General features: G+C 73.0%; 20 protein-coding genes. 7 read left to right on the top strand and 13 right to left on the bottom strand.

Annotated elements, in window-relative coordinates:
- Nucleotides 1–259: 259 nt before the first annotated feature.
- The gene (locus FHX74_RS11365; protein WP_182560211.1) at nucleotides 260–922 is read left to right on the top strand and encodes a DUF7691 family protein; all 663 of its coding nucleotides are present in this window, start codon (nucleotides 260–262) and stop codon (nucleotides 920–922) included.
- Between the two features lie 18 nt (nucleotides 923–940).
- On the opposite strand, the gene FHX74_RS11370 is transcribed toward FHX74_RS11365, so the two are convergent.
- The 11 genes from FHX74_RS11370 to FHX74_RS11420 all read right to left on the bottom strand — a co-directional run bounded on the left by FHX74_RS11370 (nucleotide 941) and on the right by FHX74_RS11420 (nucleotide 15,652).
- Complete coding sequence (locus FHX74_RS11370) at nucleotides 941–1,825, bottom strand: aminoglycoside phosphotransferase family protein (RefSeq protein WP_182560213.1); 885 nt, start codon at nucleotides 1,823–1,825, stop codon at nucleotides 941–943.
- A 104-nt stretch (nucleotides 1,826–1,929) separates the two neighbouring features.
- On the bottom strand, nucleotides 1,930–4,167 hold the full coding sequence (locus FHX74_RS11375; RefSeq protein WP_220483765.1) for an immune inhibitor A domain-containing protein: 2,238 nt from the start codon (nucleotides 4,165–4,167) through the stop codon (nucleotides 1,930–1,932).
- Nucleotides 4,168–4,296: 129 nt separating this feature from the next.
- The gene (locus FHX74_RS11380; RefSeq protein WP_182560214.1) at nucleotides 4,297–7,698 is read right to left on the bottom strand and encodes a pyruvate carboxylase; all 3,402 of its coding nucleotides are present in this window, start codon (nucleotides 7,696–7,698) and stop codon (nucleotides 4,297–4,299) included.
- Nucleotides 7,699–8,169: 471 nt separating this feature from the next.
- On the bottom strand, nucleotides 8,170–8,955 hold the full coding sequence (locus tag FHX74_RS11385; RefSeq protein WP_182560216.1) for an SIMPL domain-containing protein: 786 nt from the start codon (nucleotides 8,953–8,955) through the stop codon (nucleotides 8,170–8,172).
- A 103-nt stretch (nucleotides 8,956–9,058) separates the two neighbouring features.
- Nucleotides 9,059–10,456, bottom strand: a complete 1,398-nt coding sequence (locus tag FHX74_RS11390; protein ID WP_328823770.1) for an MFS transporter — start codon at nucleotides 10,454–10,456, stop codon at nucleotides 9,059–9,061.
- Nucleotides 10,453–10,932, bottom strand: a complete 480-nt coding sequence (locus FHX74_RS11395; RefSeq protein ID WP_328823771.1) for a MarR family winged helix-turn-helix transcriptional regulator — start codon at nucleotides 10,930–10,932, stop codon at nucleotides 10,453–10,455. The genes FHX74_RS11390 and FHX74_RS11395 overlap by 4 nt, the downstream gene beginning before the upstream one ends.
- Before the next feature lie 726 nt (nucleotides 10,933–11,658).
- Entirely contained in the window at nucleotides 11,659–12,663 is a 1,005-nt protein-coding gene (locus FHX74_RS11400) for an alpha/beta fold hydrolase (protein ID WP_182560217.1), read from the bottom strand.
- Between the two features lie 93 nt (nucleotides 12,664–12,756).
- Nucleotides 12,757–13,266: a MarR family winged helix-turn-helix transcriptional regulator gene (locus tag FHX74_RS11405; protein WP_182560219.1), complete on the bottom strand. Its 510-nt coding sequence runs from the start codon at nucleotides 13,264–13,266 to the stop codon at nucleotides 12,757–12,759.
- A 46-nt stretch (nucleotides 13,267–13,312) separates the two neighbouring features.
- The gene (locus FHX74_RS11410) at nucleotides 13,313–14,119 is read right to left on the bottom strand and encodes a DUF3027 domain-containing protein (protein WP_182560221.1); all 807 of its coding nucleotides are present in this window, start codon (nucleotides 14,117–14,119) and stop codon (nucleotides 13,313–13,315) included.
- Nucleotides 14,120–14,189: 70 nt separating this feature from the next.
- On the bottom strand, nucleotides 14,190–14,573 hold the full coding sequence (locus FHX74_RS20300) for a cold-shock protein (RefSeq protein WP_182560222.1): 384 nt from the start codon (nucleotides 14,571–14,573) through the stop codon (nucleotides 14,190–14,192).
- A gap of 209 nt (nucleotides 14,574–14,782) precedes the next feature.
- The gene (locus FHX74_RS11420; RefSeq protein ID WP_182560223.1) at nucleotides 14,783–15,652 is read right to left on the bottom strand and encodes a LysR substrate-binding domain-containing protein; all 870 of its coding nucleotides are present in this window, start codon (nucleotides 15,650–15,652) and stop codon (nucleotides 14,783–14,785) included.
- Nucleotides 15,653–15,867: 215 nt separating this feature from the next.
- On the opposite strand from FHX74_RS11420, the gene FHX74_RS11425 reads away from it, so the two are divergent.
- The 4 genes from FHX74_RS11425 to FHX74_RS21105 all read left to right on the top strand — a co-directional run bounded on the left by FHX74_RS11425 (nucleotide 15,868) and on the right by FHX74_RS21105 (nucleotide 20,920).
- Nucleotides 15,868–17,271 carry an MFS transporter gene (locus FHX74_RS11425; protein WP_328823772.1) on the top strand — a complete coding sequence of 468 codons (1,404 nt, stop codon included), beginning with the start codon at nucleotides 15,868–15,870 and terminating at the stop codon, nucleotides 17,269–17,271.
- A gap of 64 nt (nucleotides 17,272–17,335) precedes the next feature.
- Nucleotides 17,336–17,704 (top strand): CHY zinc finger protein, encoded by a 369-nt coding sequence (locus FHX74_RS20305; RefSeq protein ID WP_220483768.1) that lies wholly within the window; start codon nucleotides 17,336–17,338, stop codon nucleotides 17,702–17,704.
- 46 nt (nucleotides 17,705–17,750) lie between these two features.
- A complete protein-coding gene (locus FHX74_RS11435; RefSeq protein WP_182560224.1) occupies nucleotides 17,751–18,701 on the top strand; it encodes a hypothetical protein in 951 nt (316 codons plus the stop codon).
- Nucleotides 18,698–20,920, top strand: a complete 2,223-nt coding sequence (locus FHX74_RS21105) for a helicase-associated domain-containing protein (protein WP_182560225.1) — start codon at nucleotides 18,698–18,700, stop codon at nucleotides 20,918–20,920. Before FHX74_RS11435 ends, FHX74_RS21105 begins: the two co-directional genes overlap by 4 nt.
- 55 nt (nucleotides 20,921–20,975) lie before the next feature.
- Here FHX74_RS21105 and FHX74_RS11445 read toward each other — a convergent pair whose 3' ends face one another.
- Complete coding sequence (locus FHX74_RS11445) at nucleotides 20,976–21,329, bottom strand: UBP-type zinc finger domain-containing protein (RefSeq protein WP_182560227.1); 354 nt, start codon at nucleotides 21,327–21,329, stop codon at nucleotides 20,976–20,978.
- A gap of 86 nt (nucleotides 21,330–21,415) precedes the next feature.
- Between FHX74_RS11445 and FHX74_RS11450 the strand changes: the two genes are divergently transcribed.
- Entirely contained in the window at nucleotides 21,416–23,062 is a 1,647-nt protein-coding gene (locus tag FHX74_RS11450; RefSeq protein ID WP_182560228.1) for a DNA repair helicase XPB, read from the top strand.
- Between the two features lie 296 nt (nucleotides 23,063–23,358).
- Nucleotides 23,359–23,640, top strand: a complete 282-nt coding sequence (locus FHX74_RS11455) for a GIY-YIG nuclease family protein (protein WP_182560230.1) — start codon at nucleotides 23,359–23,361, stop codon at nucleotides 23,638–23,640.
- A 268-nt stretch (nucleotides 23,641–23,908) separates the two neighbouring features.
- On the opposite strand, the gene FHX74_RS11460 is transcribed toward FHX74_RS11455, so the two are convergent.
- A complete protein-coding gene (locus FHX74_RS11460) occupies nucleotides 23,909–26,554 on the bottom strand; it encodes an MGH1-like glycoside hydrolase domain-containing protein (RefSeq protein ID WP_182560231.1) in 2,646 nt (881 codons plus the stop codon).
- Nucleotides 26,555–26,585 lie beyond the last annotated feature (31 nt).

Here is a 26,585-nt window from a genome sequence, read left to right on the forward strand (position 1 = left end):
GCGGGCGACACCGCTGAGCGGCGCGACGCCCCGGCCCCGCACTCCGGCCGGGTCAGCGCAGCTGCGGCCAGAGCGCCCCCACGAGGACGATCACCAGCAGCGCCACCAGCAGACCCGAGACGATCAGCCGTCGGGTCCGTGGGTTCACACGCTGAGCCTATTGACCGGGCGGGAACGCGGTCGTCCCCGGTGCTCGAACCGCCTCACCCGGTCGGTGTTTCGGTGGTCGCCGACCGGCTCCCGAGGTTAATCTCAGCCCATGGGTGTGCTCCGGTTGTACGCCATCGCGATCGACGAGGTCCGCAGCATGGTCGGCGCGCGCCCGGAGGACGCCGAGCGACTGCGCACCCAGGCCCAGGCCGCCCTCGCCCCGCCGACGCCGGGCCCCGACCAGCGGCACGGGTTGCTGGGCAAGCTCGGCCCGATCTTCCGACGCGTCCCCGGCACCCCGGTGCTCGACCCCGGTGAGCCGTCGATGCACGACTACGAGGTGCTGATCACCGGCGGCTACGTGCCGGCCGAGCGGGTCGGTGCGACCTGGCGGGCGCAGGAGCGCCTGGTCCGGGAGAACTGCTGGGGGACGCTGCGGCTCGACCTGACCGCCGCCCAGCTCGACGACCTCGACTTCGCGCTCGCCCGCGGCCAGGTGTCGGCGGCCTACGGGCTCCGTCACCTGCTCAACAGCTCCGCCTCGCTCAGCCTGCTGCCGGTCCGCGGGCTCTGGGTCGGCTACCACCGCCACGACACCGCGCTGGCCATGGGCGACGCCTACCGCGCCGCGCTGGCCGCGATCCCGACCGAGGAGCAGCGCGAGCTGGTCACCACGCTGGTCGACTGGCTCGACGGCTTCCCGCACTGGGCGCCGGTCGCCGCCCAGCTCGGACGGCCGGCGCCCGACCTGATCGGCTTCTGGAGCGAGTGAACCGGGCCGTCCGCCGGGTCAGCGCTGCGCGGCCTTGGCGATGGTGATCGCGCCGGTCAGCCAGTCCCCGCCCGGCACCCAGTCGTCCTCGACCGCCCACAGCACGTTGCACAGCTCGCGGACGATCACCCAGTCCCGGACCCGGTCCTCGTCCCACTCCATCGCGTCGACCACGGTCCAGATCCGGTCGAGGATGCCGTCGCGGATCCGGTCCGCCGGGTACTCGTCGAAGCGGTTCCAGAGCAGCGGGGCCACCTCGTAGGTCGAGTCGCCGGACAGCGGTTTGGGGTCGATGGCCAGCCACGGTTCGTCCTCGCGGAGCGAGCCCAGCACGTTGGCGTAGTGCAGGTCGCTGTGGATCAGGGCTCCGTCGGTGGCGGGATCGCTGGCGAAGTCGCGGGCCAGCGAGGCGGCGTGCTCGATCAGCCGACGGGGCGCGGCCCCCGAGTTCCGGATCCCGTCGAGCCGGGTGGCCCAGCCGGCGGTGACCTCGGACAGCCGCCGGACGTTGGGCGGTGCCGGCCGGTGCAACCGCGGGTAGAGCCCGGTGATCACCGCGAGCGCGCGGTCGAGCGGCACCTCGGTCAGCGTCCGGGCCGGGTCGGCGCGCTCGAGCAGCAACGCGTAGCGCCGGGGGTCGGCCCGGAGCAGCCGGACCGCACCGTCGCCGTTCCAGTCGCGCAGGGCCAGGTGCTCGGTGTCGGCCTCCCAGTGCGGCCAGCTGATCTTGAGCGCGGCCGGAGTGCCGTCGGCGGTCCGCACCGGCACCACCAGCGCGCAGGCCCCGGCCATCGCCGCGCCGTCGACCCGTAGCCCCCACTCGGCGAGCAGATCGTCCCGCAGCCGGGGCAGCCGGGCCAGCCAGTCGTCCCGGCCCGGCATCCGCAACGAGTCGGGGATCATCCTCCGACCCTACGAGCCGGTCCGACCGGACCCGGGCCGGGCCACCGTGGTGACCCGGCCCGCATCCGGTGCCGCGGGGAGCGGCAGGAGAGTCGGCCGGGCGGTCAGAACCGGTCGGCAGCCACCCGCACGGCGTCCGACGACGCCCCGCCACCGGGCTGGACGACGCCGTTCACGGTGAGCGTGTACGTCGCCGGCGTGGCCAGGGTCTCGGTCGGCTCGTCGTAGCCGATGATCACCACCACCCGCGGATAGCTGCGGAAGGCGGCCAGCCTCGCCGCGCCCAGGGTGAACGAGCGGGCGGTGTAGCTGCGGACCAGGGCCTTCTTCCGGGCGGTGTCGAGACCGATCACCCGGACCGCGAACCCGGCCACCGGCAGCGGCCGGACCTGGGTGGCCGACCGGAAGGCGGTCAGACTGCTGCCGTCGCTCACGGTGGTGCCGCCCACGGTGACGTCGTCGATCCACCAGCCGCCCTCGTTGACCGCCGGGTCGGTGACGTACCGGAACCCGAGCAACACCTGACGGCCGGCCCAGGCGCTGAGGTCGTAGCGCTGGGTGGCGAACCCGGTGCTCGACCCGGTGAGCGCCGGCCCGAGCGGACCGGTGACCGTGTTCGCGTTGGCCAGCGCGGTGTAGGTGCGGCCCCCGTCGGCGGAGACCACCACGTAGCCGTAGTCGAAGTCCTTCTCGATCTGGTGCCGCTCGGTGAGGGTCAGCGTCGGGTCCGAGGTCGGCACGGTGACCGAGGTGAGCGCGGTGGCGTCGGTCGACGGGACGTCCCCCGAGAACAGCGTCGCGTTCCCGGCCCGGCCAGGGGCGTCGCTGACGCTGCTCCAGCGGAGCGGGTCCGGGGTCAGCGTCTTCGCCCCGGCGAACCGGAGCGAACGCAGCTGGTTGCCCTTCAGGTAGAGACCGCTGGCCGCGCGGACCCCGACGTAGTCGGCGCCGTTGGCCGGCGCGCCCGGCTCGGCGTAGCTGCGCGGGTTGCCGAGGTTGACCGTCGAGCTGAGGCTGGCCGAGGTGACCCGCGACTTCGCGATCCCGGCGACCTTGCCCTTCCGCCCCTCGACGACCCGGTCGAGCAGGGTCGAGGTCTGGAAGTCGTGCACCACGTCGAGGACGTCGGTGCCCGGCGCGTAGCCGTCGAGCACCCGCTGGACGCCGACCAGCCCCTGGTCGCGGCCGTCGCGGTGCAGCTGGCTGACGAAGCCGAGGCCGTAGCGGTCGTAGAGGAAGAGCAGGAACGAGTACGCCGCGCCGTAGTCGGCCAGGATGCTCCCGCCGCCCGGCTGGTCGCCCCAGAGGGTGAGCGAGTTCTCCGGTCCGCCGCAGTCGCTGGGGTTGGGGTTGTACGCGGTCCGGACGGTGTTGAAGCCCTGGTAGCAGGTGATGTGGCCGTCCGAGCCCGGCTCGAAGACGGTCTTGCGGGCGTCGACGTAACCGACCAGCGTCTGGGCGAAGTCCGACAGTCCCTCGTTGAGCCAGGTGGCCTCGTCCGGGTCGGTGTAGTAGTGCAACAGGTGCTGGTACTCGTGCGCGAAGGTGCCCTCGTAGAGCCGCGGCTGCGCGGACCGGCTGGTGCAGGCGTCGGAGGTCGGCTCGTCCGGCGGGTTGGCCCCGGTCCGGTGCGCCCAGTCGAAGGCGTCGATGGTCATCACGTTGCGGTCGAGCAGCTCGTTGATGGTGCTGAAGAAGAAGCCGGCGATGTAGGTCGGGGCGTTGCCGTAGTAGCTGTCGTCGCGGACGTTGTCGACCAGCGTCATGACCTTGTCGCCGTCGCCGGTGGCGTCGATCCCGGCGGTGGCCTTGCTGCCGTCCCGGTCGGGCGCGACGCTGAACGCCGCGGACTCCTTGGGGAAGATGTTCCGGTCGAACTCCGCGGCCAGCGTCTCCGCCTGGGCCCGGGTCACCGTGGTGCTGCCCGGGACTGCGTTGCGGCAGTCGCCCGCCGGGAAGGCCGTGTCGTCGGCCACCCAGACCTCGATCTTATCGCCCACGGCCTGCAACGTGTACGGCTTGGGATAGAGGGTGTTGGTGGTGTCGTCGAGACCGACCAGCGTCCGGGTGGTGCCGACCGCGGGCGTGCCGGCGGCAGCCCGGGCGGCCTGGCGGCGCTGCTGTGCGGTGGACCGCCCGAGCTTCGCGCTGTCGAAGCTCTGGCCCCGCTGGAGCTCGCGGACGTCGGAGGCGGTGCCCGCGGTGATCGCGGCGCGCGGCGGGTCGGTCGGGGTCGGGGGCAGGGCCCAGGCGGGCGTCGGCACCAGGGCGGTGCCGGCGACCAGCGCGACGACGGCGGCCAGGGTCGGCCAGCGTCGTCGGGAGGGACGGGGTGAGGTCACGGAGGGGCTTCCCTTCTCAGCGGGGACTCAGGAAGCCTCGTTCCTAATGGAGATCCCCCCCGACACGCCAGACCTTGGCGGGATCGCACCCCTCGGCCGCACCTCTTCCGGTGCGGCCGCCCACCGGGCTCAGGAGATGACCAGTACCAGATCGCCGCCCTCGACCTGCTGGACCGACGACAGCGCCAGCCTCGAGACGGTGCCCGACTTCGGCGCGTTGATCGACGCCTCCATCTTCATCGCCTCGATGGTCGCCACGCTCTGCCCGGCCTCCACGGTGTCTCCCTCGGCCACCGACAGGCTCACCACGCCGGAGAACGGCGCGGCCACGTGGCCGGGGTTGGAGGTGTCGGCCCGCTCGGCCGCCTTGAGGTCGACCTTGATCGAGTTGTCGCGCACCCGGATCGGTCGGAGCTGGCCGTTGAGGGTGCACATCACGGTCCGCATGCCGCGTTCGTCGGCGTTGCCGATCGCCTCGAGCCCCAGGATCAGGTTGACCCCGCGGCCGATCCGGGCGGTGTGCTCGGTGTCCGGACGCAGACCGTAGAGAAAGTCGAGGGTGTTCAGCCGCCCGACCCGACCGTAGGTCTCGCGGGCCTGCTCAAACGCCTTCGTCGGCCCGGGGAACAGCAGCCGGTTGAGCGTGGTCTGCGCGGTCCGGCCGCCCTCGTCGAGCAGCTTCTCGTCCTCGGGGCTGAGCTCCTCCTCGCGGATCGGCACCTTGCGGCCCTGCAGCGCCTTGGTGCGGAACGGCTCGGGCCAGCCGCCGGAGGGCTCGCCGAGCTCGCCGTTCAGGAAGCCGATCACCGAGTCCGGGATGTCAAAGTTGCCCGGGTTCTGCTCGAAGTCGTCGGGATCGGCCCCCACGGCGACCAGGTGCAGCGCGAGGTCGCCCACCACCTTGGAGCTCGGGGTGACCTTGGTCGGACGCCCGACGATCCGGTTGGCCGCGGCGTACATCGCCTCGATCTGCTCGAACTTCTCCCCCAGACCGAGCCCGATCGCCTGCTGGCGCAGGTTGGACAGCTGGCCGCCGGGGATCTCGTGGTCGTACACCCGGCCGGTCGGGCTCGGCAGCCCGGACTCGAACGGCTGGTAGACCTTGCGGACCGCCTCCCAGTAGGGCTCGAGGTCCATCACCGCCCGTAGGTCGAGGTTGGTCGAGCGCTCCGTGTGCTCGAGCGCGGCGACCAGCGCCGAGGCGGGCGGCTGGCTGGTGGTCGACGACATCGGCGCGCTCGCCACGTCGACCGCGTCGACCCCGGCGTCGATGGCCGCCATCAGGGTGGCCAGCTGACCGCCCGCGGTGTCGTGGGTGTGCAGGTGGACCGGCTGGTCGAACCGCTCGCGGAGCGCCGCCACCAGCTTGGCCGCGGCCGGCGGACGCAGCAGCCCGGCCATGTCCTTGATCGCGATGATGTGCGCACCCGCCTCGACGACCTTCTCGGCCATCCGCAGGTAGTAGTCGAGGGTGTAGACCGGCTCGTCGGGGTCGTTGAGGTCGGCGGTGTAGCACAGCGCCACCTCGGCCACCGCGGTGTCGGTCTCGAGCACCGCCTCGATCGCCGGACGCATCTGCTCGACGTCGTTGAGGGCGTCGAAGATCCGGAAGATGTCGATCCCGGTGCGGGCCGCCTCGGCCACGAAGCTGCTGGTGACCTTGGTCGGGTAGGGCGTGTACCCGACGGTGTTGCGGCCGCGGAGCAGCATCTGCAGGCACAGGCCCGGCATGTTGTAGCGCAGCGCCTCGAGCCGCTCCCACGGGTCCTCGTTGAGGAACCGCAGCGCGACGTCGTAGGTCGCCCCGCCCCAGCACTCGACGCTGAACAGTTCGGGGGTCATCCGCCCGACGTACGGCGCGATCCGGATCAGGTCCTTGGTGCGGACCCGGGTGGCCAGCAGCGACTGGTGCGCGTCCCGGAAGGTCGTGTCGGTGACCTCGACGTGGGTCCGGTTCCGCAGGTCGGCGGCGAACCCGGCCGGGCCGAGCTCGAGCAGCCGCTGCCGCGAGCCGTGCGGGGACGGCTGGCTCAGGTCGACCCCGGCCGGCAGCTTCTCGATCGGGTCGAGGGTGGTCGGCGCCTCGCCGTGGGGCTTGTTGACCGTGACCTCGGCCAGCCAGCGGAGCAGCTTGGTGCCGCGGTCGCCGGAGCTCCGGGCGCTCAGCAGCTCGGGCCGCTTCTCGATGAAGTCGGTCGAGACGTTCCCGGCGTTGAACTCGGGGTCGTCGAGCACCGCCTGGAGGAACGGGATGTTGGTGGAGACGCCGCGGATCCGGAACTCGGCGAGCGCGCGCCGGGCCCGGGCCACGGCGAGCGGGAAGGTCCGCCCACGGCAGGTGAGCTTGACCAGCATCGAGTCGAAGTGGGCGCTGATCTCCACGCCGGTGTCGACGGTGCCACCGTCGAGCCGGACCCCCGCGCCGCCGGCCGAGCGGTAGGCGGTGATGGTGCCGGTGTCGGGGCGGAAGCCGTTGGCCGGGTCCTCGGTGGTGATCCGGCACTGCAGCGCGGCGCCCTTGATCGCCACCGTCTCCTGGCTGAGCCCGAGGTCGGCCAGGCTCTCGCCGCTGGCGATCCGCATCTGGGACTGGACCAGGTCGACGTCGGTGATCTCCTCGGTCACCGTGTGCTCGACCTGGATCCGCGGGTTCATCTCGATGAAGACGTGCTCGCCGGCGCGCTCGCCCTCGGTCTCGACCAGGAACTCGACGGTGCCGGCGCAGGAGTAGTCGATCGAGGTGGCGAACTTCACCGCGTCCGAGGTCAGGGCGTCGCGGAGCTCCTGGCTGATGTTCGGCGCCGGGGCCAGCTCGATCACCTTCTGGTGTCGCCGCTGGAGCGAGCAGTCCCGCTCGAACAGGTGCATCACGTGGCCGGTGGTGTCGGCGAGGATCTGCACCTCGATGTGACGGGGACGCGCCACCGCCTGCTCGATGAACACGGTCGGGTCGCCGAACGCGCTGTCGGCCTCGCGCATCGCCTGGCTGATCGCGTCGCGGAGCTGGCTGGGCTCGTCGACCCGCCGCATGCCGCGTCCGCCGCCGCCGGCGACCGCCTTGACGAAGACCGGGAAGCCGATCTCCTCCGCCCCGGCGGCCAGCTGGTCGAGGTCGTCCGACGGCGGGGTGGAGGCCAGCGTCGGGATGCCGGCGGCGCGGGCCGCCTGGAGCGCCCGCACCTTGTTGCCGGCCAGCTCGAGCACCTCCGGCGGCGGGCCGATGAACGTGATGCCGGCCTCGGCGCACGCCGCCGCGAGGTCGGGGTTCTCGCTCAGGAAGCCGTAACCGGGGTAGACCGCGTCGGCGCCGGCCGCCTTGGCCACCCGGATGATCTCAGCGACGTCGAGGTAGGCCCGGACGGGGTGCCCGCGCTCGCCGATCTGGTAGGCCTCGTCGGCCTTGATCCGGTGGACGGCGTTGCGGTCCTCCCACGGGAACACCGCCACCGTCTGAGCGCCCAGCTCGACCGCCGCACGGAAGGCCCGCACCGCGATCTCGCCCCGGTTCGCCACCAAGACCTTGGAGAACATGGCGAGAGGCTATCCAGACTCTGTTACCGCCCCGCAACAGCGCCTGTGATCTGGACGCGCCCGCGGCGTTCCGGCCCCCTGCGCCGCCCACACGGTGCCCTGAGCCTGTCGAAGGGCGCTTCGACAAGCTCAGCGCGCGTTCCCGACCACGGTGCCCTGAGCCTGTCGAAGGGCGCTTCGACAGGCTCAGCGCGCGTTCCCGACCACGACGCCCTGAGCCTGTCCAAGGGCAGTGCAACGGGCTCGGTGCACGTTCCCGAACCCCGTGCCCTGAGCCTGTCGACGGGCAGTGCGACGGGCTCGGTGCACGTTCCCGAACCCCGCGCCCTGAGCCTGTCGACGGGCAGTGCGACGGGCTCGGTGCACGTTCCCGACCCCCGCGCCCTGAGCCTGTCGACGGGCGCTGCGACGAACTCAGCGCGAGTTCCCGACCCCCGAGCCCTGAGCCTGTCGAAGGGCAGTGCGACGGGCTCAGCGGGCCGGGACGCCGTCGTCGGGGGGCGGGCCGCCGTCGCCGGGGCGGAGCGGGCTGACCGGGCTGATCGGGCCGGGGAAGAGGTCCTCGACGGTGGTCGGGTTGTCGGCGGGGAGCACCGCGCCGAGGTCGGGGTCGCTGATCCGGAACCGGACGGTGACCCGGCCGGTGACCTCCTGCTCCTCCGGCTCGAGCTCGAGCGGCGGCTGCTCGTCGGGGAGTCCGCGCGCGAACGCCGCTTGGGCCCGCCAGACCGGCGGCGCGGGTTCGAGGTCGCTGACCCCGAGCAGCCCGACGACGAGCGAGCCGAACGCGTCGGCGTAGTCGTCGGCCCGCTGGCGGGCGTCCTCGACCGCGGCCAGCCGGGCCGAGCGGTACATCGGGTTCTCTCGGCGCAGCGACCAGGCCGGCCCGGTCACCGCGGACTGCTCGACCTCCCCGAGCGCCACCACCAGCGCCCCCAGCTGGGCGAAGTCGTGGACGACCACGGTGCTGGTCACCGACCCCTGGTAGCCGCGCGGCCGCAGCACGCTCCCCCGCTCGAAGGTCGGGCCGACCTGGAGCCCGGTGCTGGCGGTCGACTCGATCGCCCCGGAGAACCGGTCGAGCTCGGTGCGCAGCCGGGCGGAGCGCCGGGCCAGCAGGTCGGTGACCTCGTCGGGACGGCGTCCGTCGGCGCGGATCGTCACGGTCAGGGTGGCCAGGTCGGGCATGCCCCGCAGGGTCGCCTCCCCGCGCACCTCGACCACCGGACCTGCGGTGGGGATCGGGACCTCGGTCATGCGCGGAGGCTACCGCCGCCGCGCGGTGCCGACGAGGGGTCAGGCGAAGGGCCTGGCGAGGCCGTCAGTCAAGGCCGTCAGTCGAGAGCCTCAGGCGAGAGGGTCAGTCGGCGGTGCGGTGCGGGAGCGCGCTGCGGATCACCACGCCGTTGGCCCGGGCCAGCAGCAGCACCGAGACCACCACCCCGAGCAGGGTCAGCCCGCCGCCACCGATCAGCGTCCAGCGGGCGCCGAAGGTCTGCCCGACCCAGCCGAGCAGCGGGGCGCCGACCGGCGTGCCGCCCATCATCACCATCGCGTAGATCGCCATCACCCGGCCCCGGAACTGCGGGTCGACGCCCATCTGGACGCAGGCGTTGGCCGCGGTCAGCGTGGACAGCGAGACCAGCCCCATGATCGGCAGCGCGGCGGCGTAGCTGACGTAGCTCGGCATCATCCCGACCACCATCTCGACCACCGCGAAGACGCAGGCCATGATCACGATGAACCGGGCCCGCGGCGGGTGGGTCCGCCGGGCGGCGAGCAGCGCGCCGGCCAGCGAACCGACCGCCATGAAGGTGCCGAGGATGCCGTACTCGGCCGCACCCTTGTGGAAGACCTGGGTGGCCATCAGCGCCGAGGTCATCTGGAAGTTCATCCCGAAGGTGCCGACGAAGAACACGGTGAACAGCACCACCAGGATGTCCTTGCGACCCCAGACGTAGGCCGCGCCCTCGCGGAGCTGGTGGGCCGCCCGCTTGGTCGGGGTGACCAGGTGCAGCCGCCCGGCGTCGATCAGCACCAGCGCCAGGATGAAGGCGACGTAGGAGACCGCGTTGCCGAGGATCGCCCAGCCCGAGCCGAACGCGGCGATCACCACTCCGGCCACCGCCGGGCCGATGATCCGGCCGGCGTTGAAGTTGGCCGAGTTCAGCGCGATCGCGTTGGTCAGCTTCTCCCGGCCGACGATCTCGGACACGAAGCTCTGCCGGGCCGGGTTGTCGAAGGCGGTGGCCAGACCGAACGCGAAGGCGATCAGGTAGACGTGCCAGGTCTCGGCGTGGCCGGTGATGGCCAGCACGCCGAGCAGGCCGGCGGTGAGGGCCATCCAGGCCTGGGTGAGCTTGAGGATGAACCGCTTGTCGAACCGGTCGGCCATCAGCCCGCCGTACGGACTGAGCAGCAGCATCGGCAGGAACTGGAGCGCGGTGGTGATGCCGACCGCGACACCCGAGCCGTGCGACAGCTCGAGCACCAGCCAGTCCTGGGCCACCCGCTGCATCCAGGTGCCGACGTTGGAGACCGCCGCACCGCCGGCGTAGATCCGGAAGTTGCGCTCGGTCAGCGCCGAGAACATCCCGCCCGAACGCGGCCGGCCCGATCCCCGCCGCCAGGGCAGCCGCGAGGCCCGCGGCGCGGCGACGGCCTGGTCGACACCGGGCGTCGCGCCCGCGTCGGTGAGGGGATCAGCGATCGTCTCGTGCGTCGTCGACCGAGGGGAGCTCGTCTCCACCTGCGTCACGCGTGGTTCACCTTCTCGAGGATCGGTACGGCCTGGCGGAGGATGTCCCGCTCCGCCGGGGTGAGCTCGGCCAGCCGGACGGCCAGCCACGAGTCGCGGCGGCGGCGGTTGGCGATGATCATGTCGCGGCCCCGGTCGGTCAGCGAGACCAGACTCTGCCGCTTGTCGTGCGGGCCCGGCTGGCGGGTGACGTAGCCGCCCTCCTCCAGGTCGTTGACGATCCGGGTCATCGATGGCGGGCGGACCTTCTCGCGCTCCGCGAGCTCCCCCATCAGCTGGTCGCCGTGGTTGAACAGCACGCTCATCGCCGACAGCTGGTTGCTGTTCAGCTCGGCGGACTCGTCACGCATCTGCCGGAGCCGGCGGGCCAGCCGCAGGATCGAGGGACGCAGCGCGCTGGCCAGCCCCGGGGTGCTGCGGAGGTTGGGCGCGTGCAGGTCCTTGGTGGACTGCTGGACGACCTCGCGCGTGCTCACGTCGGCCAGTCTATTGTTTAGCACCGCTAATTACAACTGCTAAATACGTCGTCGAAGGATCGTCCCGGACAGCCTGTCCGAGGTGTGCACGGAATGCCGATCGGGTCTGCACCCAGCGCCGAGACCCGGGCTGCGCGGGCCCGTAACGTTCTCGGTGTCAGGAACGGAGCAGGTGGCCCCCGACACCGAGACCGGACCGGACACACAGCAGGACCGACGTGACTCGTGATCCGCCCGGTGGCCCCCGACGCCGAGCACCTCACCCGGACCGTCGACCGACAACCCGTCCCTTCGAACCGTTCACCGTCGAACGCACGAGACCGGACCGGCAGCTACGTCCCCAGTCCCCCTGGGTCGCAGACGCCGGTCCGGTTTCTCGTTCCCCGATGTCGAGGAGGACGCCGAGCCCCCCGCCCGGCGTCCCCGACAGTGCCGTCGGCCCCGTACGTCCACCGGTCCACCGACAGGACCGGCGGTGGACGCCACGGGGCCGACACCCCCGGTGCACCGGTCAACCGGGCGCGACGGGTGTCCGTCGAGGTGCCCTGGGAAACCACCTCGGCGAAACGGATGTCCCCCAGGGCGGCGTCCCGGGGCCCGTCCGCCTCGGCCACCGTGATGACCTCGGCCGACTCCCCCGGTGAAGCACCGCACCCAACCGTTCCGTCGACACCCTCGCCTCCCGTGCTGACGGTTCACCGTGTCACGGGCGCGTGGGCGATCGCGTCACTCCGCGGGGCGATCCGGGTCATCCTGCGGGTGGAGATCGACGCGCAGGTGCGCGTGGGTGCTGTCCACGGCCTCCGCGTGCAGCGTCCGGCCCCGCTCGATCAGCCGGTCGTCACCCCGGATCACCCCGACGAGCTCGGTCAGCCGGCCCCGGACCGCCGTCCACCGGTGCGCCAGGTCGGTCGGCGGGACGCCGTCGGGCCGACCCTCGCCGTCGGCGTCCTCGGGCCGGAGCAGCCGCCGGACGTCGACGTCGCCGCGTTCGGGTGCGGGCACCCGGGCGTGCGCCACACAGAGCCGGGCCACCTCGGTCGCGTGGGCGTACATCACCGAGTGCGCCGCGCCGGGGATCTCCCAGGCCCGGGCCCGGGGCAGGGTGTCGGCCACCCGGTCGACCCAGTCGCGCGGGGAGTTGCCGTCGCACTCCCCACGGATCACCAGCGTGCTGGCCCGGACCTCCGGCAACCGGTCCTCGAGCCGGTAGCTCATCATCTCGGGCAGCACCCGCCAGAACCACCGCGGACCGCACACCAGGTAGGCGCTGAGCGCGAGCGCCTTGACCCGGCCGGGCTCGCGGAGTGCGCAGCCGAGGAACCGCCAGGCCTGCCGGCCGACCGTGCGCTCGGCGGCGTTGACCACCGGGCCGATCAGGACCAGCGTGCTCAGCCCGGGGCGGCGGGCGGCCAGGTCGGTGACCACCTGGCTGCCCATCGAGTGCCCGACCAGCACGGGGTCCTCGAGCCCGAGGTCGTCGAGCACCGCGCCGACGAGGTCGGCGAACCGCGGGATGGTCAGCGTCTCGCCGCCGTGCGGGACGCCCCCGAACCCGGGCAGGTCGAGCGCGTGCACCGGGCCGTACTCGTTGAGGTAGGGCGCGAGCCGCTCGAAGTAGTTGCTCGAGACCCCGATCCCCGGCACCAGCACGAAGGGGCGGTCGCCGGTGCGGCCGATCGAGCTGACCCTGACCCACAGCCCGCCGCGCCGGACCCGCGAGACGGTCACGTCGGTCGAGCGCCGCGCACGGTGGCGGGCGGCTGCGCGGGTCACCGGCCCGGCCCCGGCCGGCCGGGCGGGTGGCCCGGGACGCGCACCGGCTCAGCCATCGGACTCGTCGAGTCCCTCGATCACCGTCTCCAGCAGCGAGGCGAGGGCGTCGGTCTGCTCCGGGCTGAGCGAGGCGATCAGGTCGGCCTCCACCAGGTTCGAGCTCTGGATGACGTCGGCGTAGAGCTGCCAGCCGGCGTCGGTCAGCCGGACCAGCACCCGGGTCCGGTTGTCGGGGTCGACGTCGCGGACCACCAAGTCACGGGCGACCAGCCGGTCGAGCCGGTGGGTCATCGAGGACGCGGCCACGTCGGTGGCCTGGGCCAGCTGGCTCGGGGTCAGCGCCTCGTCGCCGCGGACCCGCGCCAGCTCGCTGAGCACCGCCCACTCGTTGGCCGAGACGTTGAGGTCGGCGAGCTGGGCGTCGTACCACTTCTCCAGCCGCTTCGAGAGCCGGTGCACCGCGGTCACCACCCGCTGGACCTGCTCATCGGCGCCGGCCGCGACGTAGGCCCGGACGGCGGCGCGGTAGGCCGCGCTCTCGGTCTGCCGTGCTCGCATCGGCTGCCCCCGCAGGCTCGGTGTCGGCTGGTCTCGGGCCCGGCCGTCAGTCGAACAGGGTGTCCGGCTGGTCCCAGGCGATGGTGTCCCACACCGGCGGCGGCAGCTCGCCCGGCTTCTCGTCCGGGGTGACCGAGGAATGGGCGCCACACCCGTGGTCGACGGTCACCACCCGGCCGTCGGACGGCGAGTAGGCGTTGGCGCAGACGCCGAAGGTGCGGCCGAGACTGCCGCGGATCCGCAGGAAGAAGCCGCAGCTGACGCAGACGCCGGGTGCCTGCTTGGTCATCTGGTTGTCGGGGCCGCCGTCACCGGCGTCCCACCGCTCGGCGGCCTCGTCGTGGCCGAAGGCCGACAGCACCCGCTCGCGACCCAGACCGAGCTCGGCGACCACGGCGCGGATCTGGCTGGCCTCGGCCGGATCGGGGTCGGCCGCCTCCTCGCCACCGGTGTAGCCGGGCTCCAGCCGCGGGTCGTCCTCCGGCGACGGCATCAGCAGGCCGGGCTGGACGTCGCCGGGCTGGATCCGGTCGGCCCACGGGATCCACTCGGCCGAGCGCAGCGCCTCCTCGCCGGGCAGCAGCACGACCTCGTCGACGGTGGCCTTGCGGGCCCGCGACGCGCGCGCCAGCGTCACCGACCAGCGCCAGCCGACGTAGCCCGGGTGCGGACAGGCGAACCAGTGCGAGACCACCCGCTCGCCCTCGGCCTGCACGCCGAGGTGCTCGCCGACGCCCATCACGCCGGCCTCGGCCTCGGCCGCCTCGCGGGCGAGGTCGACCGCCTCGGCGCAGATCACGTCGGGCTTGGCGCTCGACCTGGACGTGCGGACGGTGCTGGCCATGGTCTCCATTCTGACAGCGGCGTCACCCGGACGGGGACGGTCGCGGGCCGCGGTCGTGACCGCGCCCGGGGGGCTCGGCTCAGACGTCGAGCTCGTCGGCGACGGCGCGCAGGACGGTGGCCACCTTCGTGCCGACCCGTGCGTCGGGGTGCCGGCCGCGACGGTAGCCGTTGCCGATCCCGTCGAGCATCTTGATCAGGTCCTCGACGATGACGGCCATCTCGTCCGGCGACTTGCGCGCGGCCTTGGCCAGCGACGGCGGCTGCTCGAGCAGCCGGACCGAGAGCGCCTGCTCACCGCGGCGGCCCTCGACGATCCCGAACTCGACCTGCTGACCGGTCTTGAGGCTGGTCACGCCCGGGGGCAGCGCCGAGGAGCGGACGTAGACGTCCCCACCCTCGGTCTTGCTCAGGAATCCGAACCCCTTCTCGGAGTCGTAGAACCTGACCTTCCCTGTTGGCACCGTGACCTCACTCGACGAACGACTGCGCTGAGCCGCGGACCGGGCCGGTCCGAGCGGCGGGACGGCGTCGAGGGCCGCACCATCCGGTCCCCGAACACCAAAAGGTCCGGTGCCGTGGAAGCCACCGGACGTCTGCCCCAAGCCTATCCCCGTCCAGCGCAGCGACCCAACCGGATTCCGCCCGGCCGGGCTCTCGGGCACCGGCGCCGCTAGGGGCGGAGCGGGGCCAGCGGCAGGTGCCGGATCGCCCGGGTCAGCGCCTCGACCGGCTCGCGGGCCGACCGCGCGTTGGCCACCAGCGCCATCTCGACCTGCGGCAGCGGCGGCAGCTGGAACCGCCCGCTGAGCGAGCGGAGGTCGGGCGGGATCCGGCTCTGGGCGAGCACGCAGATCCCGATCCCGGCCCGGGTGGCGGCCAGCACGCCGTTGATCTCGCGGCTGTTGCAGGTGATCCGCCAGCTGCGACCGGCTGTGGTCAGCGACTCGATCGCCGCGGTCCGGCTGAAGCTGGGCGCCGGATAGGTGATCAGCGGCACCGGGGCGGTCGGGTCGAGCTGGGCGTTGTCCAGCCCGACCCAGGCCAGCCGGTCGCGCCGGACCATCCGACCGCGGTCGCTGCCGGCCTCCTGGTTGATGAAGATGAGGTCGAGACGGTTCGCCTCGAGCCGGCGCAGCAACGTGCCGCTCTGGGTGACGGTGAGCTCGAGGTTGATCCGCGGGTTGTGCTGACGGAAGTCGCGGAGGATCCGGGGCAGCTCACCGAGCGCGAGCTCGTCGGCCGCCCCGAACCGGAGCCGGCCGGCCATCGCGGTGCCCCGGAAGTAGGACACGGCCTCGTCGTTGGCGGCCAGGATCGTCCGGGCGAAGCCGGCCATCGCCTCCCCGTTGTCGGTGAGGCCGACGTGCCGGGTGTCCCGGCTGACCAGCACCCGTCCGCACGCCTCCTCGAGCCGGCGGACGTGCTGGGAGACGGTCGGCTGGCTGAGCGACAGCTGTTCGGCGGCGCGGCTGAAGCTGAGCTGGTCGCAGACCGCCAGGAAGGTGCGCAGCAGCACCGGGTCGAACGACTCCGTCGGCACTCGTCACCCCCAGCGGAAGGCTCACGTCGAGTCATTGCGTGGCGCAATGGAACTTATAGACCCCATCTTGCGCGGCAATAGCATAGCTCTGCTTATGGTTGTCGCGGTCCATCTGTCGCTCCGGGCTCCGGTCCAGCCGGTCACGGGGCGGTGCACACCGCGGTGCCGGTGGACCCGTCTTGTCCGACCACTCCGCCGAAGCTGGTGTGTTCCTCGTGTCCGTGGCGTCCGCCGCCCGTGTCCACCCGCCCGTCACCTCACCGTCCTCCACCGACGACGCCGCGCCCGTCCGCGCCGAGCGCGTCGGGACCCCGGCCGCCACGATCGCCGAGCCGCCGGTCGCGCGCCGCGGCTGGCCGAAGAGCTTCCGGGCCCTCGAGGTCCGCGACTACCGCCTCTACCTGAGCTCGCAGGTGGTGGCCACGACCGGGCTCTGGATGCAGCGGATCGCTCAGGACTGGCTGATCCTCCAGCTGACCGGCAAGGTGAGCATGGTCGGCATCGCGGTCGCCCTGCAGTTCGCGCCGGTGTTGATCTTCGGGCTGTTCGGCGGGGTGATCGCCGACCGCTTCCCCAAGCGCAGGATCCTGATGATCACCCAGTCGACCGCGGCGCTGATGGCGATCGCGCTGGGCACCCTCGCGCTCACCCACACCGTCCAGGCCTGGCACGTGCTGGTGATCGCCACCGTCCTCGGCTTCGTCACCGTGGTGGACAACCCGACCCGGCAGGTGTTCGTCTCCGAGCTGGTCGGCCCGCAGCACATCCGCAACGCGGTCAGCCTCAACTCCTCGGTCTTCCAGCTCGGCGCGCTCGTCGGCCCGGCGATCTCGGGTGCGCTGATCAGCGCGGTCGGTCAGGGCTGGTCGTTCCTGATCAACGCCGCCTCCTGCCTGCTGGTGGTGATCATGCTCGCGGTGATCCGGTCGAAGCCGGCCGCCGCGCCCGGCCCGGCCGCCGCGGACACCGTCCCGGTCGAGCGCTGGAGCGAGGGGCTGCACTTCATCCGCCGTACCCCCGAGGTCGGCTGGACGATCGTGCTGGTCGCCGCGATGGCGTTGTTCGGGCTGAACATGCCGGTGATCCTGTCGGCCTTCGCCGACCACATCTTCCAGACCGGCGTCGGCGGCTACTCGATCTTCAACTCGATGACCGCCGTCGGGGCCCTGCTCGGCGCCCTGCTGTCGGCCCGCCGCTCGGGCAAGCTCCGGCTCCGGGCCCTGGTCGGCTTCCTCGCCGGGCTCGGCGCGATGCTGGCGGTCGCCTCGCTGGCGCCGACCGACTGGCTCTTCGCCGCGGTGCTGGTCAGCGTGGGGCTGTGCACCCTGCTGTTCCTCACCGGCGCCAACTCGCTGGTCCAGATGACCGCCACCCCGCAGCTCCGCGGCCGGGTGATGAGCGTCTACCTGCTGGTGCTGCTCGGCGGTCAGTCCGTCGGCGGTCCGCTGGTCGGCCAGCTCGTCGACCTGATCGGCGCCCGCGCCAGCATGGCCGTCTGCGGGCTGATGGTCCTCGTGGTCTGCGGCGTGGCCGCGATCAAGATGGCGCGCGCCTCGCACCTGCACCTCACCTGGCGCGACCGGCACCACGGCGTGCTGCCGCACATCGTCCAGCACTGAGCCGGCCGGCACCGACTCGTCCGGCACCGACTCTTCCGGGGCCGTCGGGCGGGATGATGGCGGGGTGACCCAGCCCGATCCCGTCCGGCCGGCGGCGGACGAGTCAGGGCCGGCCGTGCTCGGCCCGGTGGTCGACGACCAGACCCGGTGCGCGCACTGGTCGGGGCCGACCGACGTGGTCGCCATCCGGTTCGCCTGCTGCGACACCTTCTATCCCTGCCTCAGCTGCCACGCCGAGACCGCCGTCCACCCGGCGCGACGGTGGCCGCGCGACGCGTGGGACACGCCGGCGGTCCTCTGCGGCGTCTGCCGCACCGAGCTCACCGTCGCGACCTACCTCGGCCTCGACGCCGACGCGCCGGCCTGCCCGCAGTGCGGCGCGGCCTTCAACCCGGGCTGTGCGCGGCACCGGCACCACTACTTCGAGGTCTGAGGCCGGTCCCGGGGCGGCTGCCCCCGCCCCGATTAAGCTGACGATCATGGCCAGCTGGCAGGACGGACCGGAGTACGCGCCGCTCGAGCGGCCGTCCGCGTTCGACCCGTCCGGGCTCGCCCCGCTCGACCAGGCCCCGCCGTTCGTCCAGCCGGCCGCCAACGCCCCGGCCGAGCGCCCGCGGTTCGACGGGCCCGGGGTCGCGCTGGCCCCGCTGGCGGCGCTGGTGCCCGCCGAGGAAGGACCCCGGCGCGACCCGCACGAGCCGTTCGCCGTGGCCAGCAGCACCCTGACCGAGACCACCAGCGCCTGGAGCGCCGCCCGCGGCACCGCCGGATCACTCGGCGGCGCCCCGACCGCCGCGTCCGCGCCGGGGCAGGCCGGTGCCGTCCAGGCCGGTCCCGTCCAGGCCACCCCCGTCCAGGCCGGCTGGGGTCCGCCCACCGGTGACCCGGTGACCGCACCGCCCACGACGGGTTGGCCGCCGCCGGACCAACCGCTGGTGCTCACCTCCGCGGCACCGCCCAGTCAGAACGGCTTCGCCGCGCCCGGCAGCAACGCCTGGTTCGGCGCGCCCCCGCTGCAGCAGCCGGCCCCCTGGGGTCCCCGCCGGGTCACCGCCGGCGAGGTGTGGCGCGCGGTGACCCCGGGCGTCTGGGTCACGCTCGGCCTCGGCATCCTCTTCGGGCTGCTCACCTCGATCACCCCGCTCGCCTACGCGATCGCCTGGGTGCTGGCCACCCGGATCCGGGTCGCCCGGAAGCACATCCTCCGCTCGTTCACGATCGGGCTGGGCGTGATCATCCTGCTCTGGCTGATCTCGCTCGCCCTGAGCAGCGGTTACCTCACCGGGTTCGAGATCCTCTCCCGCTGCACGCTCGCCGTGTGCCTCGGGCAGCTCGTCTCGCTCCCGACGCTGGCCTACCTCGGTCTGCGCCGCGGCGAACAGCCCGCGCCGCCGCCCGGCCAGTACCCGCCGCGCTCGCCGTGGGGGTGACCCGCACGGGGTCGAGCGCGAGCGCGACGCCGCGGAGCCTGGGTGAGGCGGTCCGCGGTCTCGACCGCGACGGGCTGGTCGCGCTGCTCCGGGCGCGTCCGGACCTCTCCTATCCGCTGCCGCGCGACCTGACCGAGCTCGCCACCCAGGCCGCGACGTCGCCGTCGGTGCGGCGCGCCGTCGACCGTCTGGACGCCTGGCAGCGGCACGTGCTGGAGGCGCTGGCCTGCGGCGACGACCCGTGCACCCTCGACGACCTGCTGCCGCTGCTCGCAGGTCCCGGGGTGACCCGCGCGGCGGTGGCCGCGGCGGTCGATGCGCTCCGGACGAGGGCCCTGCTCTGGGGGCCCGACGACGGGCTCCGGCTGGTCCGTGCGGTCCGCGAACACCTTGGCGCCTATCCCGGCGGGCTGGCCCCGCCGTCGTCGCGGCCGCTGCCCGAGGCGGAGATCGCCGCGGAGATCGAGGCCGCCGGCGTGGAGGCGGCAGCGGTGCTGCGGCGGCTGCAGTGGGGTCCGCCGACCGGCGCGGTCCGCGACGCCGAGCGCGCGGTCAGCGTCGCGCAGGCGCGCACCCCGGTCGAGCGGCTGCTGGCCCGGCGGCTGCTGCGACCGCAGGGACCCGACACGGTCGTGCTGCCCCGCGAGGTCGCCCTGCACCTGCGCGCCCGCGACGGCGGCGGATTGCTGGCCGAGCACCCGCCGGCACCGACGCCGCCGGTGCTGTCCGCCGAGCAGCGCGACGTCGCCCGGACCGACCGGGCCGCGACCGGGGCCGCGCTGGCCGCGCTGCACGACGTCGACGTGGTCGTGCAGGCGGTCGCCGAGCAGACGCTGTCGCTGCTCCGGGACGGCCGACTGGCCACCCGCGACCTGACCACCGTCGCCCGCCTGCTCGCGGCCGAGGCCGACTACGCCACCTTCGCGATCGAGCTCGCCGCGGCCGCCGACCTGATCGAGGGCCGCCCGGGGCTCCGGCTCCAGGCGACCACCGTCTACGACCGCTGGGCCGCCGCCGACGCCCCGACCCGGTGGCGGCGGCTGGCCGACGCCTGGCTCGGCGCCGACCGCTACTTCCTCGCCGCCGCCGCCGACGGCGGACGTCCGCTCGGCCCCGAGGCCGGGTCGTCCCGGGCCCGCGAGACCCGTGCTCTGGTGCTCGACTGCGTGGCCACCCTCCCGCCCGGCTCGCTGGTCGACGTCGATCCGGTGGTCGAGCTGGCCCGGTGGCGGCGCCCGGCGCTGGCCCGGCCCGAGCGGTTGCTCCGCCAGGTGGTCGAGTGGACCTGGCGTGAGGCGGAGTGGCTGGGCTTGAGCGCCCTCGGCGCCACGTCCACGCACTGGTCGCTGCTGGCCCGCCGGCAGCCGCTGACCGACGCCCTCGCCGGACTGTTCCCGGACCCGATCCGCGAGATCGTCATCCAGTCCGACCTGACCGCGGTCGCGCCCGGGCCGCTGGCCCACGACGTGGCGACCGACCTGCGGCTGATGGCCGACGAGGAGTCCCGCGGCGGCGGCGCGGTCTACCGGTTCGGGCCGACCTCGATCCGGCGCGCCTTCGACGCCGGCTGGGCCGCCCAGCAGCTGCACGCCTGGCTGGCCGAGCACTCGGTGACGCCGGTGCCGCAGCCGCTGAGCTACCTCGTCGACGACGTCGCTCGGCAGCACGGCAGCATCCGGGTCGGACCCGCCGAGGCCGTGCTCCGGATCGAGGACCCCGCCCAGCAGGCGTCGCTGCTCGGCCACCCGGAGGCCGGCGCGCTGCGGCTGCGGGTGCTGGCTCCCGGCGTGCTGGCCAGCGGGGCACCACCCGAGGAGGTCGTCCGGCTGCTCCAGCGGATCGGGCTGACCCCGATCGCCGAGGACGACGACGGCCGGGTGCTCTCGGCCCGGCCGCCCGAGCGCGCGGTGCTCCGCCGCGAGCAAGCGCCCCGGCTGCCGGAGCCCGAGGAGGTGGCCGACGCGGTGCTGGCCGCTGACGCGCGGCGCGGCTCGGTGCCCGAGCCCGACACGGCCGGCGCGCTCGAGCTGCTCACCGACGCCGCCCGCGCCGGACGTCCGGTCCGGATCGGTTGGGTCGACCCCGACGGCGACCGCACCGAGCGGGTGCTCGACGGGCTGAGCCTCTCCCCCGGTCTGGTCCGCGCCACCGACCCGGCGACCGACGAGACCGTCAGCATCCCGCTGGCCCGGATCTCGGTCGTCCGGCCGACGGACTGACCCGGTCCTCTCAACCGGGCCCTGCTGGACGCGCCGCTCAGCCCCTGCCGTCGGGTCAGTTGAGCCGCGAGGTCCAGTCGGCGGGGACGCGGTCGGCCGGGCCCGGAGCCGGCTGGTCGACCGGGTGCTCGGTCGGGCCGACCAGCTCGGGGCCCTCGAAGGCCACCTCGGTGCGGAAGTCCCAGAACCAGTCCTCGCCCGGCTCGAAGCTGGTCATCACCGGGTGGCCGGTCTCGCGGTAGTGGCCGGTGGCGTGCTGGGACGGCGAGCTGTCACAGCAGCCGATGTGCCCGCACGCGGCGCAGCGCCGGAGGTGGAACCACCAGCCGCCACCGGCCTCGCACTCGGCGCAGCCGTGGCCGCTGGGCGGCACGTCCGGATCGATCTCCACGGGCTCTGCGGTCGCCATGGGCCGACTCTAGCCACGCCGGCCCGGGCCGGTGCAGAGCCGACCTAAGCTGGAGCGATGCCCGCTCGTCCGTCCAAGGAGCACGTGTGAACGCAGGTCCTCTGGTCGTCCAGTCCGACCGCAGTCTGCTGCTCGAGGTCGACCATCCCGACGCCCCCGCCTGCCGGATCGCCATCGCCCCGTTCGCCGAGCTGGAGCGGGCCCCCGAGCACATCCACACCTACCGGCTGACGCCGCTCGGGCTGTGGAACGCCCGCGCCGCCGGGCACGACGCCGAGCAGGTGGTCGACGTGCTGCTCACCTACAGCCGCTACCCGGTGCCGCCGTCGCTGCTGGTCGACGTCGCCGACACCATGGACCGCTACGGCCGCTTGCGGATCGAGAAGCACCCGACCCACGGTCTGGTGCTGGTCAGCACCGACCGCGCGGTGCTCACCGAGGTGCTCAAGAGCGCGCGGGTCAAAGGGCTGCTGGGCAACCGGATCGACGACGACACCGTGGTGGTGCACCCGTCGGAGCGCGGCCACCTCAAACAGGTCCTGCTCAAGCTGGGCTGGCCCGCCGAGGACCTCGCCGGCTACGTCGACGGCGAGGCGCACGCGATCGACCTGACCGAGGACGGCTGGTCGCTGCGGCCGTACCAGAAGGAGGCGGCCGAGTCGTTCTGGCACGGTGGGTCCGGCGTGGTCGTGCTGCCCTGCGGCGCGGGCAAGACGATCGTCGGCGCGGCCGCCATGGCCGCGGCCCGCGCGACGACGTTGATCCTGGTCACCAACACCGTCTCGGCCCGGCAGTGGCGCGACGAGCTGATCAAGCGGACCACGCTGACCGCCGACGAGATCGGCGAGTACTCCGGGGCCAAGAAGGAGATCCGCCCGGTCACCATCGCCACCTACCAGGTGATCACCACCAAGCGCGGCGGGGTGCACCCGCACCTCGAGCTCTTCGACGCCCGCGACTGGGGTCTGATCCTCTACGACGAGGTGCACCTGCTGCCGGCCCCGGTGTTCCGGATGACCGCCGACCTGCAGGCCCGGCGTCGGCTCGGGCTGACCGCGACGCTGGTCCGCGAGGACGGCCGCGAGGGCGACGTGTTCAGTCTGATCGGCCCGAAGCGCTACGACGCGCCGTGGAAGGACATCGAGCAGCAGGGCTACATCGCCCCGGCCGACTGCGTCGAGGTGCGGGTCACGCTGACCGACCACGAGCGGATGACGTACGCGGTGGCCGAGGAGGACGTCAAGTACCGGCTGGCCGCGACGGCGGACACCAAGACCGACGTGGTCGTCGACCTGGTGGCCAAGCACCGCGGGGTGCCCACCCTGGTGATCGGCCAGTACGTCGACCAGCTCGACGAGCTGGCCGAACGGCTCGGCGCGCCGTTGATCAAGGGCGAGACCAGCGTCCGGCAGCGGGAGAAGCTCTACGAGCAGTTCCGGTCGGGCGAGATTGACCTGCTGGTGGTGAGCAAGGTCGCCAACTTCTCGGTCGACCTGCCCACCGCGCAGGTGGCGATCCAGGTCTCCGGCGCCTTCGGCTCGCGGCAGGAGGAGGCCCAGCGGCTCGGCCGGCTGCTCCGCCCCAAGCAGGACCACACCACCGCCCGCTTCTACGCCGTGGTCTCGCGCGACACCGTCGACGCCGAGTTCGCCCAGCACCGGCAGCGTTTCCTCGCCGAGCAGGGCTACGGCTACCGGATCATGGACGCCGAGGACGCGATCGCCGCCGAGTGATCACCTCACCCCGAGTGTCCTGAGCCCGTCGAAGGGCAGCAAACGGAACCCGGACACCCAACCCCTGCACGGTGCCCTGAGCCCGTCGAGGGGCAGCAAACGGAACCCGGACACCCAACCCCTGCACGGTGCCCTGAGCCTGTCGAAGGGCGAGAACGGCGCCTCAGCAGTGAACTCCTGAACGGTGCCCTGAGCCTGTCGAAGGGCAGCCGACCCGAGCTGTGGACAACCGAGCGTCATCCACAGATGCGGAACACGCCCGACGATCGCACCGTCCACCGCTCCACTCTCGAAGCGTGCCGTACACCTACATCCTCGAGTGCGCAGACGGGTCGCTCTACGTCGGGAGCACCCGGAACCTCGATCAGCGGGTCAACGAGCACGCGCTGGGCACAGTCGCCGGGCACACGGCGACCAGACGGCCGGTGAAGCTCGTCTGGTACCAGGAGTCCGAGCGGATCAGTGACGCCTACTGGCTCGAGCACCAGCTGAAGCGATGGCGACGGGAGAAGAAGCTCGCGCTGATCGAGGGGCGGGTTCATGATCTCCCTGCGCTTGCGCGTGGTGCGCGGAGATGATGGCGCTTCGACAGGCTCGGGCACCCCTGAAGGGGTTTGCTGCCCGGGTTCCGTTTTCCGCCCTTCGACAGGCTCAGGGCACCTTTCCACCATCCGCCCTTCGACAGGCTCAGGGCACCTTTCCACCATCCGCCCTTCGCAGGCTCAGGGCACCGTTCTCCCGACCCACACCCGAAGGGCTCAGGGCACCGGTTCCCGGCGCACTGCCCGTCGACAGGCTCAGGGCACCGTTCACGCCCCTCGACGGGCTCAGGGCGCGGTTCCGGGTTCAGGAGACGGGGTCGTCGGCGTGGCGGGTGAGCAGCAGGTGGGCGACCAGGGCGGTCCAGCCGGTCTGGTGCGAGGCGCCCAGACCGGCGCCGGTGTCGCCGTGGAAGTACTCGGAGAAGGTCGGGTCGGCGTTCCAGCGGGGGTCGGTGGCGAACCGGGAGCCGGTGTCGGAGGGACGGACCCCGTCGGGGCCGGGGAGGAACAGCCCGGCCAGCCGCCCGGCGAGGTCGTCGGCGACGTCGTGCAGCCGGAGCCGACGCCCCGAGCCGGTCGGGTACTCGACGGTGAAGTCGGCCCCGAGCACCTCGTCGTAGCGGCGCAGCGCCTCGACCAGCAGCACGTTGAGCGGCATCCAGACCGGTCCGCGCCAGTTGGAGTTGCCGCCGAACAGCGCGGTGGTCGACTCCCCCGGTTCGTAGTCCACCCCGGCCGACACGCCACCGAGCTCGACCCGGAACGGGTGCTCGCGGTGCCAGGCCGACACCGAGCGGATCCCGTGCGCCGACAGCATCCCGGCCTCGTCGAAGGCCGCGGCCAGCACCGTCCGCAACCGGTCCGGGTCGACCAGCGCCAGCAGTCGGTGCTCGACGCCGTCGCGCGGGTGCCGCTGCACCGCGCCGGCCAGCTCGGGATGGTGGTCGGTGAACCAGTCGGCCCGGGCGGTGAAGTCGGGCAGGTCGGCCAACGGCATCTGCTCGAGACTGCTGACCGCAGTGACCGGGATCAGCCCGACCAGCGACTTCACCCGCAGCGGGACGTCGGTGCCGTCGGTCAGGTGCAGGACGTCGTAGTAGAAGCCGTCCTCGGGGTGCCACAGGCTGGCGTTGTTGGCCGCCCCGGCGATGGTGAGGAACTGCTCGAAGAACTTGGTCGCCACGTCCTCGTAGCTGCGGTCGCGGCCGCACAACGTGATCGCGATGTCGAGCATGGTCAGCGCGTAGAACGCCATCCAGGCGGTGGCGTCGGACTGCTCGAGCGTGCCCAGCTCCGGCGGCACCGCCGAGCGGTTCAGCGGGGCGATGTTGTCCAGACCGAGGAACCCGCCCTCGAAGAGGTTGTTGTCGCCGTGGTCCTTGGTGGCCACCCACCAGGTGAAGTTGATCAAGAGCTTGTGGAACACCCGGGCCAGGAACGCGGTGTCGCGGCCACCGTCGATCAGGAACACGGTCAGCGCCGCCCAGGCGTGCACCGGCGGGTTGACGTCGGAGAAGTCCCACTCGTACGCCGGCAGCATCCCGGTCGGGTGCAGGTACCACTCGCGCAGCGCCAGGATCAGCTGGGCCTTGGCCAGCGCCGGGTCGACGTGGGCCAGCGTCACGCAGTGGAACGCCCAGTCCCAGACCGCGAACCACGGGTACTCCCAGACGTCCGGCATCACGATCACGTCGTGGCAGCTGACCTGGCGCCAGTCACCGTTGCGGACCGCCCCGCGCCGGGCCGGCGGTCGGGGTTCGGCCGGGTCGCCGTCCAGCCAGGTGGCGACGTCGTAATGGTAGAACTGCTTGCTCCACAGCAGTCCGGACAGCGCGCTGCGGACCAGCCGGCCCCGGTCACCGGTGCACCCGGCGCGCTCGGCCAGCTCGGACCAGAAGGCGTCCGCCTCCGCCCGGCGGTCGGTGATCACCTGCGCGAACCCGTCCCCGAGGTCGACCGCGCCGTGGTCCGACCCCGGGCTCGCCTGCAGCCTGAGCCGGACCGTCCGTCGCTCCCCGGGCCCGACCCGCAACCGGTGGTGCAGCGCCGCCTTGGTCCCGCTGCGCGACGGGTCCACGGAGTCGGTGCCGTGCAGCACGTGGTCGGCGATGCCGTCCTTCGGGTACCGCGGTCCGTCGGTCGCCCCGTACAGCCGGGCGGTGTTGGTCTCGTTGGCGCAGAACAGCGGCTCGAACTCGCCGTCGGCGGCCAGCACCAGCCGTCCCGACCGGTCGCTCTCGGCCACCACCCGGTCACCGGTCCAGCGCAACGACGGCCGCGGTTCCCCCGCGCTGGTCGGGGCGCCCCACGACCACCGGTTGCGGAACCACAGGGTGGGCAGGACGTGCAGCTCTGCCGGGTCGGGCCCGGCGTTCTCGACCGTGATCTCCATCAGCAGGTCGTGCGCGGCGGCCTTGGCGTAGGTGACCTCGACCACCCAGTAGCGGTCGTCGTCGAACACCCCGGTGTCGGCCAGCTCGTACTCGGGGTCGGTCCGCGACCGGGACGCGTTGGTGGCCACCAGGTCGTCGTAGGGGAAGGCGCGCTGCGGGTAGTGGTAGCGCCAGACGTTCCAGCTGTGCGTCGGGGTGGCGTCGACGTGCCACCAGTACTCCTTGACGTCCTCGCCGTGGTTGCCCTCGGGTCCACCGAGCCCGAACATCCGCTCCTTGAGGATCGGGTCGGCGCCGTTCCACAGCGCCAGCGCCAGGCACCAGTCCTGCCCGTCGTCACAGAAGCCGGCCATGCCGTCCTCGTTCCAGCGGTACGCGCGGGAGCGGGCGTGGTCGTGCGGGAAGCTCCGCCAGGCGTCGCCGTCGGCGCTGTAGTCCTCCCGGACGGTCCCCCAGGCCCGCTCGGCCAGGTAGGGGCCCCAGCCCCGCCAGTCGACGGTCCCGGTGTCGGCCTCGTCCAGTCGCTGCTGTTCCGCACCGCGGCGGTCGGCGTTCACCCCGCCATGATCACCGGACGGCAGGTGCCGC

It is taken from the genome of Microlunatus kandeliicorticis, assembly GCF_014137855.1.
GTDB lineage: Bacteria > Actinomycetota > Actinomycetes > Propionibacteriales > Propionibacteriaceae > Microlunatus > Microlunatus kandeliicorticis.

Bases quoted from the DNA above. Each gene is read 5' to 3' on its own strand.
- FHX74_RS11365 (WP_182560211.1), top strand. From the start codon at position 260: ATGGGTGTGCTCCGGTTGTACGCCATCGCGATCGACGAGGTCCGCAGC.
- FHX74_RS11370 (WP_182560213.1), bottom strand. From the start codon at position 1,825: ATGATCCCCGACTCGTTGCGGATGCCGGGCCGGGACGACTGGCTGGCC.
- FHX74_RS11380 (WP_182560214.1), bottom strand. From the start codon at position 7,698: ATGTTCTCCAAGGTCTTGGTGGCGAACCGGGGCGAGATCGCGGTGCGG.
- FHX74_RS11385 (WP_182560216.1), bottom strand. From the start codon at position 8,955: ATGACCGAGGTCCCGATCCCCACCGCAGGTCCGGTGGTCGAGGTGCGC.
- FHX74_RS11405 (WP_182560219.1), bottom strand. From the start codon at position 13,266: ATGCGAGCACGGCAGACCGAGAGCGCGGCCTACCGCGCCGCCGTCCGG.
- FHX74_RS11410 (WP_182560221.1), bottom strand. From the start codon at position 14,119: ATGGAGACCATGGCCAGCACCGTCCGCACGTCCAGGTCGAGCGCCAAG.
- FHX74_RS11435 (WP_182560224.1), top strand. From the start codon at position 17,751: ATGGCCAGCTGGCAGGACGGACCGGAGTACGCGCCGCTCGAGCGGCCG.
- FHX74_RS11445 (WP_182560227.1), bottom strand. From the start codon at position 21,329: ATGGCGACCGCAGAGCCCGTGGAGATCGATCCGGACGTGCCGCCCAGC.